This window comes from Curtobacterium flaccumfaciens UCD-AKU, assembly GCF_000349565.1.
GTDB lineage: Bacteria > Actinomycetota > Actinomycetes > Actinomycetales > Microbacteriaceae > Curtobacterium > Curtobacterium poinsettiae.
Map to the genome: position 1 here is coordinate 193,272 of NZ_KB714609.1, position 16,445 is coordinate 209,716.

Annotated in this window: 14 protein-coding genes; 7 read left to right on the forward strand and 7 right to left on the reverse strand. The window is 72.5% G+C overall.

Annotated elements, in window-relative coordinates; all coding sequences use genetic code 11:
* Nucleotides 1-104 precede the first annotated feature (104 nt).
* Complete coding sequence (locus H489_RS24450) at nucleotides 105-1,094, forward strand: LacI family DNA-binding transcriptional regulator (RefSeq protein WP_017886326.1); 990 nt, start codon at nucleotides 105-107, stop codon at nucleotides 1,092-1,094.
* Between the two features lie 103 nt (nucleotides 1,095-1,197).
* Here the strand turns inward: H489_RS24450 and H489_RS24455 are convergent, their stop codons facing one another.
* Together H489_RS24455 and H489_RS24460 are read right to left on the reverse strand one after the other, a co-directional pair.
* Nucleotides 1,198-1,845 (reverse strand): TrmH family RNA methyltransferase, encoded by a 648-nt coding sequence (locus tag H489_RS24455; protein ID WP_017886327.1) that lies wholly within the window; start codon nucleotides 1,843-1,845, stop codon nucleotides 1,198-1,200.
* A gap of 42 nt (nucleotides 1,846-1,887) precedes the next feature.
* On the reverse strand, nucleotides 1,888-2,577 hold the full coding sequence (locus H489_RS24460; RefSeq protein WP_017886328.1) for a TetR/AcrR family transcriptional regulator C-terminal domain-containing protein: 690 nt from the start codon (nucleotides 2,575-2,577) through the stop codon (nucleotides 1,888-1,890).
* A gap of 188 nt (nucleotides 2,578-2,765) precedes the next feature.
* Between H489_RS24460 and H489_RS24465 the strand changes: the two genes are divergently transcribed.
* Nucleotides 2,766-3,563, forward strand: a complete 798-nt coding sequence (locus tag H489_RS24465; protein ID WP_017886329.1) for an HAD-IIA family hydrolase — start codon at nucleotides 2,766-2,768, stop codon at nucleotides 3,561-3,563.
* A gap of 49 nt (nucleotides 3,564-3,612) precedes the next feature.
* Here H489_RS24465 and H489_RS24470 read toward each other — a convergent pair whose 3' ends face one another.
* Complete coding sequence (locus tag H489_RS24470; RefSeq protein ID WP_042539144.1) at nucleotides 3,613-4,029, reverse strand: hypothetical protein; 417 nt, start codon at nucleotides 4,027-4,029, stop codon at nucleotides 3,613-3,615.
* Between the two features lie 787 nt (nucleotides 4,030-4,816).
* On the opposite strand from H489_RS24470, the gene H489_RS24475 reads away from it, so the two are divergent.
* The 3 genes from H489_RS24475 to H489_RS24485 all read left to right on the forward strand — a co-directional run bounded on the left by H489_RS24475 (nucleotide 4,817) and on the right by H489_RS24485 (nucleotide 9,531).
* Entirely contained in the window at nucleotides 4,817-6,010 is a 1,194-nt protein-coding gene (locus H489_RS24475; RefSeq protein ID WP_031259338.1) for an EfeM/EfeO family lipoprotein, read from the forward strand.
* A complete protein-coding gene (efeB, locus tag H489_RS24480; RefSeq protein WP_235045660.1) occupies nucleotides 6,007-7,431 on the forward strand; it encodes an iron uptake transporter deferrochelatase/peroxidase subunit in 1,425 nt (474 codons plus the stop codon). Before H489_RS24475 ends, efeB begins: the two co-directional genes overlap by 4 nt.
* Before the next feature lie 138 nt (nucleotides 7,432-7,569).
* Complete coding sequence (locus H489_RS24485) at nucleotides 7,570-9,531, forward strand: phospholipase C (protein ID WP_081612207.1); 1,962 nt, start codon at nucleotides 7,570-7,572, stop codon at nucleotides 9,529-9,531.
* Nucleotides 9,532-9,686: 155 nt separating this feature from the next.
* On the opposite strand, the gene H489_RS0118520 is transcribed toward H489_RS24485, so the two are convergent.
* A complete protein-coding gene (locus tag H489_RS0118520; RefSeq protein WP_152427183.1) occupies nucleotides 9,687-10,583 on the reverse strand; it encodes a CPBP family intramembrane glutamic endopeptidase in 897 nt (298 codons plus the stop codon).
* Nucleotides 10,584-10,620: 37 nt separating this feature from the next.
* Here H489_RS0118520 and H489_RS24490 point away from each other — a divergent pair, with 37 nt between their 5' ends.
* Nucleotides 10,621-11,310, forward strand: a complete 690-nt coding sequence (locus tag H489_RS24490) for a metal-dependent transcriptional regulator (protein WP_017886335.1) — start codon at nucleotides 10,621-10,623, stop codon at nucleotides 11,308-11,310.
* Nucleotides 11,311-11,690: 380 nt separating this feature from the next.
* On the opposite strand, the gene H489_RS24495 is transcribed toward H489_RS24490, so the two are convergent.
* Complete coding sequence (locus H489_RS24495; RefSeq protein WP_017886336.1) at nucleotides 11,691-12,335, reverse strand: HEAT repeat domain-containing protein; 645 nt, start codon at nucleotides 12,333-12,335, stop codon at nucleotides 11,691-11,693.
* Between the two features lie 108 nt (nucleotides 12,336-12,443).
* Here H489_RS24495 and H489_RS24500 point away from each other — a divergent pair, with 108 nt between their 5' ends.
* Nucleotides 12,444-13,397 (forward strand): aldo/keto reductase, encoded by a 954-nt coding sequence (locus tag H489_RS24500; protein WP_017886337.1) that lies wholly within the window; start codon nucleotides 12,444-12,446, stop codon nucleotides 13,395-13,397.
* 168 nt (nucleotides 13,398-13,565) lie between these two features.
* Here the strand turns inward: H489_RS24500 and H489_RS24505 are convergent, their stop codons facing one another.
* A complete protein-coding gene (locus H489_RS24505; RefSeq protein WP_020381106.1) occupies nucleotides 13,566-15,830 on the reverse strand; it encodes a septum formation family protein in 2,265 nt (754 codons plus the stop codon).
* Nucleotides 15,827-16,378, reverse strand: a complete 552-nt coding sequence (gene pyrE / locus H489_RS24510) for an orotate phosphoribosyltransferase (protein ID WP_017886338.1) — start codon at nucleotides 16,376-16,378, stop codon at nucleotides 15,827-15,829. The genes H489_RS24505 and pyrE overlap by 4 nt, the downstream gene beginning before the upstream one ends.
* Between the last annotated feature and the right edge of the window lie 67 nt (nucleotides 16,379-16,445).

Genomic DNA, 16,445 nt, shown 5'->3' on the forward strand with positions numbered 1-16,445 from the left:
TCGTCTTCTGCTCACTCGACCACCCGCACCACCACCCCGCCCGCCGGCCATGTCACGTCAACCGCTACGATCGACGCACGAGCCAACGGAGGTCGAAGCGCATCATGGGAGACGGCAAGCCCGCGACCATCTACGACGTCGCCGCACGCGCCGGGGTCTCCAAGTCCCTCGTCTCCCTCGTGCTGCAGCGCTCCCCCCGGGTCAGCGACCAGCGGCGGGCCGCGGTGCTCAAGGCGATCCAGGAGCTCGACTACCGGCCCTCCACCGCGGCAGTGTCCCTCGCCGGCACCCGCAGCCGCACCATCGGTGTGGTGCTGGACGACTTCCGCAACCAGTGGTTCGTGGACCTGCTCACCGGCCTGCGCGAGAGCCTGCAGGACCAGGGGCACCGGCTCGTGGTCGCCGACCGCTTCCTCAACACGGGGCTCGACGCCTCACCGGTCGAGGGCTTCCTGTCCATGCGCGTCGAGGGCATCGTGATCGCCGGCGAGCCGACCACCGACCTGGCGATCCCCGCCTCGATGCCGCTCGTGATCGCCGGCGGCCGCGTCGCGATCCCGCGCGCCGACACGGTGGCGAACGACGACCACGCCGGTGGCGGCATCGCGGCGCAGCACCTGCTCGACCTCGGGCACACCCGACTCGGGTTCGTCGGTGCGAGTTCGGCGGCCTCGGCGGAACGCCAGGCCGGGTTCGAGCAGGTAGCGGCGACACGTGCGTCCGTCGTCACGACGGTGCTGCCCGGCGAGCCCACCGAAGAGGCCGGTTCGCGTGCCCTCGGCATGCTCCTCGACGAGCACCCGGACGTCACGGCGGTCTTCGCCGCGAACGACGTGATGGCCCTGGGGGCCCTGTCCGAACTCGCCGAACGCGGGCTGCGCGTCCCCGAGGACGTCTCCGTCATCGGCTACGACGACACCCCCGTGGCCGCGATGCGGTACGTCGGCCTGACGAGCATCGACGACCGCAGTGTCGAGATCGGCCGCGGCGCCGGCGAGCGTCTGCTCGCCCGCATCGCCGATCCGCGGATCGCCGCGACGGAACTGCTCGTCGAACCCCGCCTGGTCGCGCGCCGCACCACCGCCGCGCGCTGACGCGGCACCCCTGCCCCCGGCCGGGAGGCCCGCCCCGCGTCCGTCACGCCCGCTTCGTGAGCAGGAATGGTCGGGTCCAGGGCCCGCACCCGACCACTTCTGCTCACGACGTCGCGCCGGGCAACTCCGCGTGCTGGACGACCCAGCTGTGCATGACGATCGCCGCGGCGGCCGAGGCGTTGATGCTCCGCGTCGACCCGAACTGCGCGATCTCGAGGTGCGCGTCGGCACCGGCGACCGCCTGCTCGGTGAGCCCGGGGCCCTCCTGCCCGAACAGGAACACGCAGCGCTCCGGGATCGTCGCGGTCTCGATGCGTTCGGCACCCGGGGTGTTGTCGATGGCGACGACGGGACGCGCTTCATCGGCCATCGCGGTGAGGAACGCCTCGACGTCGGGGTGGTACCGGACGTGCTGGTAACGGTCGGTCACCATCGCCCCGCGCTTGTTCCACCGCCGCCGTCCGATGATGTGCACCGTGCCGGCGAGGAACGCGTTGGCGCTCCGCACGATCGACCCGATGTTCAGGTCGTGCTGCCAGTTCTCGATCGCCACGTCGAACGCGTGCCTGCGGGTGTCGAGTTCAGCGACGATCGCGTCCATCGACCAGTACCGGTAGCGGTCGAGCACGTTCCGGGAGTCCCCCGCGGCGAGCAGCTCCGGGTCGAGCCTCGGGTCGTCGGGCCAGGGTTCCGGGTGCGGCCCCACCCCGTTGGTCGTCAGCTCGTGCGACGGTTCGGGCGCAGTGGTCACCCGACCAGCGTACGGCCGGGCGCGGGGTCGGGCGCCGCCGGCTCAGGCGGTGCGGGCGATGCGCGCCTCGATGCCGGCGATCAGGATGTCGAGGCCGAGCGCGAACCGGTCGTCGTAGGAGTGCTCGCCGAGGATCTCGCCCACCAGGCGGTGCCGCTCGGGTCGGCCGGCCTCGGAGTCCCCGCGTCCGACCTGCACCCCGGCGTGCCCGACCACGAAGTCGTACACGACGAAGAAGGCGTACATCGCCTCGGCCGGCGGCAGCCCGGCGTCCTGCAGGGCACCGACGACCTTCGCCACGACGGCGTCCGACTCGGTCGAGGCGAGCGGGGCCCGCTGGCTGTGCGACTCGAGCACGAGCGGGTGGGTGCGCATCAGGTCGCGGAACGTCGTGGCGAAGGTGCGGACGACGGCGTGCCACTCGTCGGGCCAGACGAAGGTGGCGGTGAACTCGTCGACCGTGCGGCGGACGAGTTCGGCGTGCAGGTCGTCCAGGCCGCCGATGGTCCGGTGCACGGTCATCGGGGCGACGCCGAGCCGGACGCCCAGGGCACGGAAGGACAGCCGGTCGAGGCCGTCCTCGTTCGCGATGGTCGTGGCGGCGTCGATCACCTGCTCGCGGGAGAGCACGTTCGGGCGGCCTCGGCGTCGTCGCGGCGTCACCTCGAGCTCCGTCTCCGACACCGGGGTGGGTCGGGGCGCGGTGGACGGGGTTCCGGGTTCGACGAGCACGAGGGGGCCTCCTTGATTCGGTACGTGTCCCGAAAAGCGTAGGGCAAACCCGACCGCGGTTCGGTGTCTCGACCATCTCGGGTCTGGCAGCAGCGCGCAAGAGCCGCCCCGGGCCTCCCGGCCCTTTCCGAGCCGACCACGAGCCGACGCGAGCCGGACCTGAACCCCCGCGCAGTAGGGTGAGGCGCATGGCGACCCGAGACGACGTCGAGTGCTGGCTGACCGACATGGACGGCGTGCTCGTCCACGAGAACCAGGCGCTCCCCGGCGCGCCGGAGCTCATCCAGCAGTGGCTCGACGACGGCACCGAGTTCCTCGTGCTGACGAACAACTCGATCTTCACGCCGCGCGACCTGAGCGCCCGGCTGCGGGGCTCCGGCCTGCACGTGCCCGAAGAGCGGATCTGGACGAGTGCGCTCGCGACGGCCGACTTCTGCAAGTCGCAGATGCCGGGCGGGTCCGCGTTCGTGATCGGCGAGGCCGGCATGACGACCGCCCTGCACGAGGCCGGGTTCATCATGACCGAGACCGCTCCCGACTACGTCGTCGTCGGCGAGACCCGCAACTACTCGTTCGAGGCGATCACGAAGGCCGTGCGGCTCATCCGCGACGGCGCACGGTTCATCGTGACGAACCCGGACGCCACCGGCCCGAGCGCCGAGGGGGTCCTGCCGGCCACCGGCGCCATCGCGGCCATGATCGAGAAGGCGACCGGCAAGCAGCCCTACGTGGTGGGCAAGCCGAACCCGATGATGTTCCGGTCGGCGATGAACCGGATCGGCGCGCACTCCGAGAACACCGGCATGATCGGCGACCGGATGGACACCGACGTGCAGGCCGGCATCGAGGCGGGGCTGCACACCGTGCTCGTGATGACGGGGATCAGCGACCAGGCCGAGATCGACCGGTACCCGTTCCGTCCGAGCGAGGTCATCTCCGGCGTGCACGAACTCGTGCGCACCGAGCCGTTCGAGGTCGAGCTCTAGCCCTGACGACCCACCGGCGTCGGGCCGTCGGCAGTGCGCCGGTGGCCGGTCAGTTGCCGGCAGCCGACTCGCGCCAGCGCGCCTGACCGATGATGTTCTGCGCGTAGGAGACCCGGTTGAACACGTCGACGCGCTGTTCCTCGGAGAAGACCTGCACGAACTCGGTGTGCGACTGGCCGTTCGCGGCCCAGATCGACACGGAGACGTTGCCCTGCGTCCGTCGCTCCTTCGCGAGCAGGAACAGGAGTCCGAGCAGGAAGAACCACACCGTGATGACGGTCATCACGATCGCCCACGTCGGGATGTGCGACGTCGACGACGACTGGTCCTGCGCGGTGATGTTCACCTGCGCGGCCGGCCAGGTCCCGCTCGGCGTGACGATGCGGTCCTGCGTCACCCCCACGGATCCGATCGAGACGAGTACTGGGCTCGGCGCCGGCGCCCCACCGGTCGGCTGCATGCTCATGGTGGAACCCTAGCGGCCCACGCACCCCGGGCGGCTTTCGGAGTGCAGCCTGCGCCGTGCGGGGGGGCGAGGTCGCACGCGGGGTGGGTGGCGGCGCTCGGTGGGCGGCAGCGGCGCACGGTGCGGAGTTGGGCAGCGGGCGCCGGGTTGGTGGTTCCGTGCGAGCCTGCAGCGCCGCACCCAGCCGTCAAGCTCGCACCGCATGAACGAACCCGCACCGTGCCGAGCCCGGGGAGACGGGGCGCAGCCGGACACGTGGCCGGTGGCAGGCCGTGCGGTGGGCCGTTCGGTTGGCGGCGGCGCACGGTGCGAGGTTGGGCAGCTGGTGCCGCGGTGCTGGTTCGGTGCAAGCCTGCAGCGCCGCACCCAGCCGTCAAGCTCGCACCGCATGTACGAACCTGCACCGTGCCGAGCCCGGCGAGACAGAGCGGGCGCGAGGTTGGCGGCGGCGCACCGTGCGAGGTTGAGCAGCGGGTGCCGCGGCCGGGCGCGAGGTTGGCGGCGGCGCACGGTGCGGGGTTGGGCAGCTGGTGCCGGGTTGGTGGTTCCGTGCGAGCCTGCAGCGCCGCACCCAGCCGTCAAGCTCGCACGGGGGCGCGCACCCCGCACCGTGCGGCGCGGCGCGGCGCGGCGCGGCGCACGATGACGATCCGGTGAACAGAACCGTTCCGCGGTGAACGACGGGAAAACTGCCCCGGGAGCGACCCTAGGGTTGCCCTGGTCGAGCTGAAAGCGGCTCTGACCAGGGTTTTCTGTGAATTGCTACAGGATGGGGTCATCGGTGCCGATGTCGGTTCGTGCCACGACGGCAGTGGTCGTCGGCGCACTCGGAGCACTCGTGGGGACCGCGATCGTCGCCCCGCACCTGGTCCCTCCGACGTCGCCGCACACGAGCGCGGTCACCGTGCAGGCCGGCACCGACGCCTGCGGAACGGGGTGGCCCGCGAGTCCGGACCGCGCTCTCGCCGGCCCCCAGACGTTCCGGATCCACAACACCTCCGTCGCCGGGATCGAGGTGCAGCTGGTCGACCCCACGAACGGCGCGGTCTACCTCGACGCGGAGGGGCTGGGAGCGGGTGCGACGCACGACTACGGCGTCCGACTCCCCCGCGGCCAGTACCGGTTCCGTTGCCTGCCCGCCGACGCGAACCCCGGCACCGGGGCCGTCGTCCACCTGCGCGGCGCCACGCACGTCAGCGACGAGACCCCCGGGATCGTCCCGGTCACCCGCGACGACCTGATCCCCGCCGCCAAGTCGTACGGCGACTGGATCGAGAGCCGCCTGCCGACGCTGCTCGCCGACGTGCGTGCACTGGACGCCGACGTCCGGACGGGTGACGTCCGGGCCGCACGACGGGACTGGCTGGTCGGTCACCGCGAGTACGAGCAGCTCGGAGCCGCCTACGGCGCGTTCGGGGACGACGACACCGCGATCGACGGGCTCCCCGCCGCCGGACGGACCGCACTCGACGACCCGCACCTGACCGGCTTCCACCGCGTCGAGGCGCTGCTGTGGTCGGCAGCGCCCGGCAGCCGCGCCGTCGCACCCGCCGACGCCCTGGTCGCCGCGGTCGAACACCTGCGCCGGACGTTCCCCACCCAGCGGGTCGACCCGCTCGACATCGGCCTGCGCTCGCACGAGATCCTCGAGAACGCGCTCCGCTTCGAGGCGACCGGGGCCACCGACGCCGGCAGCCACACGGCACTGGCGACGATCGACGCGAACATCAGCGGGACGGAGCACGCGCTCGAGCCGCTCCGGTCGATCCTGCGGACCCGCTACCCGGGCCTCCGGGCCACCGACCGTGCGCTGGCGACCCTGCGCGCCGACGTCGAGTCACACCGACGGACCGACGGCAGCTGGGACACCCTCGACGGTCTCGACCGCAGCGCCCGCGAGCACCTGGACGCCGACCTCGACGCTGCGCTCGAACAGCTCGCGCCCGTCGCCGCCATCTGCGACCCGAGGAGGACCTCGTGACCGAACGACCGCAGCGCCCGGGCCCGGCGGGCCCCCGGAGCCAGCAGCGCCCACGCGGGATGGACGCGGCGACGTACCGCCGGATGGCCGAGGCGCACGCCCGCCTCGGGCTCTCCGCCGACGGCAGTGTGTGTCCCGCCGGCGCACCGGACGACCAGCAGCAGCCCGGCCCCACCCGCGGGGTCGGACGCCGCGCGTTCCTGACCAGCGCGGTCGGGGCAGGTGCCGGAGCCGCCGCGGCGGCAGCGAGCCTGACCGCCGGGCGTGGGACGGGCCTCCAGGCAGCCGCCGCGACCACCGGCGGTGCCGACGCCTCGTACGCGTTCCACGGCGCGCACCAGGCCGGGATCACCACACCCGCGCAGCGACAGTCGGCGTTCTTGGCGTTCGACGTGACCGCGGCCGACCGCGGGGACCTCGCCGACCTGCTCCGGACGATCACCGAGCGGGCCCGGTTCCTGACCCGCGGCGGCACGCCTGCCGACGTCGGGATCACCGCGCCGCCGGCCGACTCCGGCGTGCTCGGACCGCAGGTCGCGGCCGACGGGCTCACCGTGACGGCGAGCGTCGGCGCCTCGCTCTTCGACCACCGGTACGGCCTGTCGGGGCAGCGCCCGGCGCGGTTGCGGACGATGGAGGACTTCCCGAACGACGACCTCGACCGGTCGATCTCGGACGGCGACCTGCTGCTGCAGGTGTGCGCGCACAACACCGACACCGTCCTGCACGCCGTCCGCGACATCGCCCGGGCCACCCGCGGCGGCATGCAGGTGCGCTGGCGCCAGGACGGTTTCGCGTCCCCGCCGCGCCCCTCCGGCACCCCGCGCAACCTCCTCGGGTTCAAGGACGGCACCGGCAACCCCTCCACCGCGGACCGCAGCGTGATGGACGACCTGGTCTGGACCCGCGGTGGACAGGACGGCGAACCCGACTGGGTCACCGGGGGCAGCTACCACGTCGTGCGGACCATCCGGATGTTCGTCGAGTTCTGGGACCGCGTCTCGCTGCACGAGCAGGAGAACATGATCGGCCGGCACCGCGACTCGGGTGCCCCGCTCACCCGCAGCGGCGAGTTCGACGACCCCCGGTACCAGGACGACCCGACCGGCGACGTCATCCAGATGGACGCACACATCCGGTTGGCGAACCCGCGCACCGCCGAGGCCCGTGCGCAGCAGATGCTCCGTCGTCCCTACAACTACGACAACGGCACCGACACGAACGGCGACCTCGACATGGGCCTGTTGTTCGCGTGCTTCCAGGCCGACCTGGAACGGCAGTTCGTCGCCGTGCAGAAGCGCCTGGTCGACGAGCCCCTGGTCGACTACGTGTCACCGGTCGGCGGCGGCTACTTCTTCGCCCTGCCCGGGGTCCGCCACGCGGACGACTGGCTGGGCCGTCGACTGCTCGCACGGACCTAGCAGGGCCGACGCTCGCACATCCCAGCCCGGGCCGTCGCCCGCACGGCCCCGCCCGCACGGACCCGCCCGGACCCGCCCGCCCGCCGGGCCCCACCGCTCCCCCACCACCCCACCGTCCCGACCAGTGAGAGGTTCCACGTGTTCCGACCTTCCGAACGACGCGTCCAACAGGGCGCGCTCGCCATCATGGCCCTGGCGGCCGTCGCCGGGACGGCCCTCGCCATCCCGCAGTCGGCGTCCGCCGCGGACAACTCCCTCAGGACCACCACCCCGATCAAGCACGTCGTCGTCATGTACGACGAGAACGTGTCGTTCGACCACTACTTCGGCACCTACCCGAAGGCCGCGAACACCGACGGCACCCGCTTCACCGCCGCACGGAGCACCCCGAAGGTGAACACGCTCGCGTCCTCCGGCACCCTGACGAAGAACCCGAACGCCTACGCCCCGTCACGGCTGACGCCCGCCCAGGCGCTCACCTGCGACCAGAACCACAACTACCTGCCCGAGCAGAAGGCCGTCGACGGCGGTGCCATGGACAAGTTCGTCGAGAGCACCTCGGTGGACACCTGCACCGGGCTGTACGGCTCGCCGGGCCTGACGATGGACTACTACGACGGCAACACCACGACCGGGCTGTGGAACTACGCCCAGAACTACGCGATGAGCGACAACGCCTGGGACACCGGCTTCGGACCCTCCACCCCCGGGGCGCTCAACCTGATCAGCGGCAACACCCACGGCGGCACGGGCGTGGACTCGGTCACCGGTGCCACGGTGCCGACCTCGACCGCCGTCGTCGCGAAGGACGCCGCGGGCCAGGGCACCGTCACCGCCGACCCGGACCCCGCCTACGACGACTGCTCCGACAAGGACCACACGTCGACGTCGAACCTGGTGAAGATGTCGGGCAAGAACATCGGCGACCTGCTCAACGCGAAGGGCGTCACCTGGGGCTGGTTCCAGGGCGGCTTCACCCCGACGACGGCCTACGCGGGCACCGGCACGCTCGCCAAGTGCGACGCCACCACGACGAACGTCGGCGGCTCGGTCAGCAACGACTACTCGCCGCACCACAACCCGTTCGCGTACTACGCGTCGACGTCGAACCCGCACCACCTGGCACCGACGAGCGACCGCATGATCGGCTCCACCGACCGGGCGAACCACCAGTACGACCTGTCCGCGTTCGACACGGCCCTCGCCGAGCACCGGATGCCCGCCGTGTCCTTCCTCAAGGCACCCGAGGCCCAGGACGGCCACGCCGCGTACTCCGACCCGCTCGACGAGCAGAAGTTCCTGACGTCGAAGATCAACGAGATCGAGCGGTCGCCGGAGTGGTCGAGCACGGCCATCGTCATCAACTACGACGACTCGGACGGCTGGTACGACCACGTCGCGCCGACGATCCTGAACGGCTCGACGGACTCCTCGAACGACACCACGGTCTGCACCACGGCCGCGACCAAGGTCGGTGTCGCCGGTGGGTACCTCGACCGCTGCGGCCCCTCGCAGCGGCTGCCGTACCTGGTCATCTCGCCGTTCGCCAAGCAGAACCACGTCGACCACACCGCCATCGAGCAGACCTCGACCACGAAGTTCATCGAGGACAACTGGTCGACGGGCCGGATCGGTGACCAGTCGTTCGATGCTCGTGCCGGGTCCCTCCGGGGCATGTTCGACTTCACGCACCCGCAGCACCGCGAGGTGCTCCTGAACACCAAGACGGGTGCGGTCTCGCGGATCGTGTCGACGGCCGTCACGCCGAAGCCGACCCCGAAGCCCACGACGAAGCCGCACACGGGCTCCGGCAGCGGTACGGGCGCGAGCACCGGTTCCGCTGGTGGGACCGGCAGCGGCTCGAGCACGGGTGCGGGCACGGGGAGCGGGGCAGCGCCGGTCTCGAGTGCCTCAGCAGGAGCCGGGGCCACGGGGCAGACCGTCGCCGCCGACCCGTCCGCGACCGACCCGTCGGCGACGCGCCTGGCCTTCACCGGTGCGCAGCTCACCGGGGTCACGATCGCCGCGATCGTGTTCCTGATGTCCGGCATCGCGCTGGTCGTCATCCGCCGTCGCCAGCTCCGCCGTCGGGCCGACTGACACGGAGCGTCGGGCCGACTGACACCACGCGTCGGGCCGACTGACACGACGTGTCGGGCCGACTGACTCGACAGACCGGTGCCCCGGAGCGTGCTGCGTTCCGGGGCACCGTCGCGTCTGCGCGGGGTCGCCCCGCGCCCGTCGCGTCCGTTCCCTCAGACCACGTCGGCCTGGAGGCGCGGCTCGCCTCCCGGCACCACGACCGCCCCCATGGGCGGTACCGTCCGCCACCGCTTCGCCAGCCGCCGCGGTCGGTCGTCGTACCAGGCGACGACCCCGCCCGCCACGATGCCGAACGCGAGCACCCCGAACGAGAACAGCCCGATCAGGCCGAGCAGGGTCAGCTTCCCGAAGTCGCCCGTGTCCGCGGTCGCCGAGAACCCGATCGACCCGAAGTCCCAGAAGGCGTGCAGCAGCACCGGTGCGAGCAGGGACCCGGTCAGCCGACGCGCGACGTACAGCGTCGACCCGAACGACGCCGCGAACACGACCTGGATCAGCGTCGGTCCGATGCCCGCCCCGGCGAGCGCGTTGAGCAGGTGCAGCAGCCCGAACAGCACACACGACAACGCCCAGACACCCATCTCGGGCAGGCGGCGGCGCAGCCCGACGAGCAGGGTCCCGCGGGCCATCAGCTCCTCGAACACCCCGACGAACAGCACCCCGACGGCGAGCAGCAGGAAGTAGTGCGCCGGCAGCGCCGTCCAGTCGATCAGGGGCAGCCGCACGACGCACACCACCAGCACGAGGATCGGCGCGAGCATCGTCCACCGCACCCGCACCCGCGTCCGGACCGGGTCGACCGTGGCGATCCGCCACCAGCCGAGCGCCGTGACGAACACGGCGAGCGCGGCGACGGCGATGCCCTCGGGGATGACCAGGGCGTGCACGACGCTGTCGACGGTCTGCGCGAGGGTCGCGTAGTCGTCACTCGGCCGCGAGCGCCAGGCGCTGATGGCCGCGAACACCACGAGCGGCGCGAGCCCGAGCAGCAGCGACGGGGGCACCGGCCAGCGACGGCGGCGGGCTCGGGTGGGGGTGGTCGTGGTCACCTCCCGGTTGTACCAGGCGGGACGTACGATTGGCGGTATGCGCCTGCCCTCCCTGTCCACGATGGCAGAGGACTACGTCAAGCTCATCTGGAAGGCCAGCGAGCGCGGCGGGCCCGGGCTGGCGACGCGGGACATCGCCGCGTCGCTGAAGGTGTCGGCGTCGACGGTGTCGGGCAACCTCAAGAAGCTCGACCGTGACGGCCTGATCGAGCACACCCCGTACTACGGCGTCGTCCTCACGCCCCTGGGCCAGCAGGTCGCGGTGGCGATGGTCCGCCGGCATCGGCTGATCGAGACGTTCCTGGTGCGACGGCTCGGCTACTCGTGGGACGAGGTCCACACCGAGGCCGAGGCGCTCGAACACGCGGTCTCGGAGCGGTTCCTGGACCGTGTCGACGCCGACCTCGGGCACCCGACGCACGACCCCCACGGTGACCCGATCCCCGGCGCGGACGGCATCGTGCCGGACTCCCCCGGCACGCTCCTCGGCGCGATCGAGCCCGGTGCGTGCGGCACGGTCGACCGGGTCTCGGACGACGACCCGTCGCTGCTGCGGTACTTCGACGAGCTCGGGGTCCGGCTGGGCACGCACCTGCGGGTGGAGCGGGTGCGCGACTACGCCGGCGTCATCGCGGTGTCACGACGCTCGACCGACGGTTCGGAGTCCCTCGTCGACCTGCCGGCCGCCGCCGCCGCGTCCATCTGGCTGGCGCCCGACGGCGACTGACCGCGCTGCGGCCGCTGGCCGGCTGGTCGCGGCTGGTCGGCCGGTCGGCTGGTCGGCTGGTCGGCTGGTCGGCTGGTCACGACACCCCGCTCACGTCCGCCGAGCGGTCACGAACTGTCGTCCGACAGCCCCGCAACCGACGATTCGCGACCGCTCGGCGCCCAGCGCACGGGGTGTCGCGACCGCACCGCGCCCCGCGAACGCGCGTGGCGACGGACGGGAGGCTCAGCGCGCGACCGCCACGCGCCTCCCGTCCGACACCCCCGCCGGTCACGACACCCCGCTCACGTCCGCCGACCGGTCACCATCCGTCGCCCGACAGCCCCGAAACCGACAGTCCGCGACCACCCGGCGCGCCCGGCCGGGCGCGCCCGCCGGCCCTACCCCTTGACCGAACGCGTCCGGCCGAGGGCGACCTCGCGCCGAGCCCGTTCGAGCGCGTACTCGGAGGCGACGCCGGGGTCGTGCAGCAGGCGTTCGGTCTCGCGCACGTGCTCGCGGACGACGTCGGAGCCCCGGTCGGCAGCCGCTGCCAGCACCGGCGCGACGGTGTCCTCGCCGAGTCCCACCAGCGCACGCGACAGGCTGAGCCGACGATCCCGGTCGCCGACGCCGAGCTGCACCGCGAGGGTCCGCGCGAGCGACGCCCGCTCGTCGCCGGGGACCAGGGCGACCGCAGTACGCCAGGCGGCTCGGAGCACCTCGTCGTCCTGGTCCCCGAGCAGCGGGCGCACCGCCGGCCAGGCGTCCGGGTCACCGATCTTCGACAGGGTGTGCAGCGCCTGGCTGCGGGCCTGCGGCTCGGGGCGCTCGAGTTCGGGCAGCACCCGGGCCACGACGTCCTCGGCCCGGTGTCGGGTCAGTGCCCACGTCAGCATGTCGCGGACGAAGAAGTCCGGCTCCACGGCGCACTGCGCGACGAGCACCTCGAGGTCCGACGGGTCCGGGGTGGTGCCCGCGGCCATCACGGCCTGCAACCGGGCAGAGGATCGCGCGTCGGTGAGGGCATCGGTGAGCGTGGTCATCCCTCCATCGAAGCCCCTCGCGCCGGGGCCGTGTCAAGCATCGGGGCATAGCGTCGGGAGACGTGCGGTTCGCTCCCACCGCACCTCCGACCACGAAAGGACCTCCGCATGCCCCGCATCGGTACCAGTGACCTGCACGTGTTCCCACTCGCCCTCGGCGGCAACGTCTTCGGGTGGACGGCGGACGAGTCGACCTCGCACCAGGTCCTCGACGCCTACACCGCGGCCGGCGGCGACTTCATCGACACCGCCGACGTCTACTCCGCGTGGGCGCCGGGCAACTCGGGTGGCGAGTCCGAGCGTGTGATCGGTTCGTGGCTCCGGGCCTCGGGCAAGCGGGACGACGTCGTCATCGCCACCAAGGGTTCGCAACACCCGGAGTTCCAGGGCCTGGGCGCCGACACCGTCGCCGCCGCTGCCCGCGCCAGCCTCGAGCGCCTCGGCACCGACCGGATCGACCTGTACTACGCGCACTTCGACGACCAGTCGACCCCGCTCGAGGAGACCGTCCGCGCCTTCGACCAGCTCGTGCAGGACGGTCTGGTCCGGTACACCGCGATCTCGAACTACTCGAAGGACCGCGCCGCGGAGTGGATCCGCATCGCGACGGAGAACGGCCTCGCCCAGCCCGTCGCGATCCAGCCGCACTACAACCTGGTCACCCGCCAGCCGTACGAGTCCGACATCGCACCGCTCGCCCACGAGCACGGGCTCGGCGTCGTGCCGTACTTCTCGCTCGCCGCGGGGTTCCTGACCGGCAAGTACCGCACGAAGGACGACTTCGCCGGCAAGGACCGCGAGGGCCAGGTGTCCGGCTACTTCACCGACGAAGGGCTCGCCGTCGTGGACGCGCTGTCCTCGATCGCCGATGCGCACGGTTCCGAGATCGCCACCATCGCACTCGCCTGGCTGCAGGCGCAGCCCGACGTCGTCGCGCCGATCGCGAGCGCCCGGAACACCGAGCAGCTGCCGGCGCTGCTGGCCTCGGCGGAGCTCGAGCTCTCCGCCGACGAGCTGCAGACGCTGTCCGACGTGTCGGCGAAGGTGCCCGCGAGCGCCTGACGCCCGCGCGCCAGCGGATGCGCGTGCATGTTCCGACATCCCACTCGTCGTTCGACGGGTGGGATGTCGTTCGTTGCGCACGCATCCGCTGCGTGTGCAAGTTCCGACAGAGCACCCGTCGATCACGGGGTGGATCGTCGCAGAACGGGTGCGCCCCGCCCCGCGCCCCTACGCCCCCGGAGCCAACGACCCGGTCAGCGGCTGCCCCGACGACCGCGTCACGAAGCACGCGATGAACCGGTCACCCTGGTCCCACGTCGCCTGGTCCGGCGCGTAGGAACCCTGCACCTGCACGTCGCCCACGGCAGCCGCGGCCGAGGCGTTCAGGGCCGTGTCGGACTGGCACTGGTCGGCCGCCTGGGTCGCAAGGGCCTCGGCACCGGGGTAGGTGTCACCCTCGACGGCGAGGCGTGCGGTCAGCTGCCCGATGTGCGGCGTCGCGCAGTCCACCACCGTGAAGGTCTGCGACCACGCGTTCGTGAACGGGGACAGGCACTCCCCACCGGCCAGGTCGGTCCACGGGTGCTCACCGGGCAGGGCAGGGGTCGTCGCGAACTGCAGCGCGGCGGCGGGTGCGGTGGCCTCGCTCGACTGCGCGGTCGAGGGAGCGGCGGTCGGGGCCGCCGATGCCGAGGACGCAGCCGAGGGCGACTTCGTCGGGACGGCCTGGTCGGCGATGTTGTTGCCGAGGATCCACTTCGACAGCAGGAAGACCAGCACGATGAGCACGAGGATCAGGGCGATCGACCCGTAGATCAGCAGCTGCTTGCCGCGCTTGCCCTCGTTCCGCAGCCGCGCAAAGCCCTCGTTGATGAAGTTGTCGCGTTCGCCGGGCTGTCGGTCCGGACCAGCCGCGGACCGGCCGACACCAGCACCAGCAGCAGGGCGGGCCGCAGCCGGCGCAGCAGCAGTGGGCACGGCAGCCGCGGGCATCATCCGCGTGCCGGTGTCCTCGGGGTCGTAGCCGGTGTCGCCGAGCTGCCCGACGGCCTCGGTGCCGAACAGGTCCTTGATGGCGCTCGTGTCGCTGGTCTCGCGGCCGTCCCACTCGGACTGGTCCAGGTCGTCCGGCGCGGCGGCGGGCAGCGACTCCGACTGAGGACCGGTGTCGGTCCGGCCCAGTCCGAGCACGGCGTCCAGGTCCTGTCCGACCGACGGCGGCAGGTGTGCCGGGTACTCCTGGGCACCCGCGGTCGGCTCCACGAGCGGCGGCGCAGCGGTCGGCGGCACGGTCGCGTCGGGCTCGGACCACCAGGGCGTCCCGGCTGCCGGGATCGCGGTGGTCGGGGCGTCGGATCGGAGGCCCTCGGTCGCCTCCGCTTCGTCGGCTCCGGTGGACGCACGGGGCGCGTCCACTGCCTCGGTCGGGTCCGCGGGGTCGCTCGCGTCCGGCGAAGCGGCGCCGGCAGCAGCGGCGGCAGCACCTGCGCCGGCAGCGGCGGCAGCGGGCACAGCCGGCGGCACCGCGGGCGGCACCGGCACGGCCGGCGGCACCGGGTAGGTGCGCGGCGCCTGGGGCAGCCCGGCGGCCGGGGTGTCGACCTCGCCGGCCACGACCTCGTCCTCGTCGTCGAACTCGTCGGCGAGCGACCAGGACCCTGCGGACTGTGCGGTGGTGTCGAACGAGTCGGTGGTCAGCGTCGCCGGGACCTCGCCGGGCTCGTCGTCGTCGCCGATCGCCCAGTCGAACGGCCGGTCGTGGGCGCCGGTCTGCGTGGGGACCGGCCCGGTGCTCGTGATGCGCAACAGGTCGGTGAAGGTCGGCGGCTCCTCGGTCGGGGGCAGCACGTTCTCGACGCCGAGGGGCTGCGGCGCAGCGGGCGCCACGGGCTCCGGGTGCGATCCCGTCGCACGGCCGAGCCAGTCGACGTCGGCACGGCCCTCGCCGAACGGGTCGACGCGGCGACGCTCGTCCTCGATCGCCTTGGACGCGGCGGCACGTTCGTCGCGGTGGGCCTGGGCCGTCGGCAGCACGATCGACGACGGGTGCGGTGCGGTGGAGTCCGGGGGGACGTCCGCGGCGGCCGGGATCCGGTCGTGCAGCGTGGAGCGCTCGTGCTCGACGGCGGCGTCAGGGTTCTCCGACGGCGCGAGCAGCTCGGCGGGCATCGAGATGGCCTGGGTCGAGTCGTCCGGCGCAGCAGGAGCAGCAGCAGCAGCAGGCGCAGGCGCAGCATCTTCGGGCTCGGGCACGAACGGCTCGGGAAGCGGTGCGCCCGTCTCACGCGCGGTGCGCTCGGCCTCGCGACGCTCCCGGCGCGACGGCCAGTCCTCCTCGCCCCGCGGCGCCCCGAAGATGTCCGCAGCGCTGCGGAGACCGTGGAACGGAGCGTCCGATCCGGACGCACGCCGAGCCTCCTGGCCGTCGTCCCCGTCTGCCGGGCCGGCGGTGCCGTCGGGTTCGCGTGCGTCGTCCGGACGCTCCTCGGTCACGCGGTCAGCCCCAGATCAGCCAACCCGATGGCTGCGAAGTACGGGTAGCCAGCCGCTTCGATCGTCTCCTTGGCGCCGGTGTCCCGGTCGACGACGACCGCGACGGCGGCGATGATCGCGCCCTCACGCTCGAGTGCCTCGGCCGCCTTGAGCGGCGAGCCGCCGGTGGTGGAGGTGTCCTCGAGCACGACGACGCGCTTGCCCTGCAGGTCCGGGCCCTCGACCTGCTTGCCGCGGCCGTGGTCCTTCGGCTCCTTGCGGACGACGAAGGCGTCGTAGGTCAGTCCCTGGGCGGCGGCCTGGTGCAGGACGGCGCTGGCGATGGGATCGGCGCCCATGGTGAGCCCGCCGACGGCGGAGACGTCCGGCACCTGCTGCACGAGCTCGGTCATGACCTGTCCGATCAGCGGCGCGACGCGGTGGTCCAGGCTGACCTTCCGCAGGTCGATGTAGTACGTCGCCTTCTTCCCGCTGGTCAGGGTGAAGTCGCCGTGGAACACCGCTTCGGAGGAGATGTACTGGATCAACTGTTCGCGCGCGTCGGTCACAGCGCACAAGGGTAGCCGGTCGGGCCCGCAGCGCGCTCCCCCAGCCTGAGCGTCTGTGCGTGCTGGC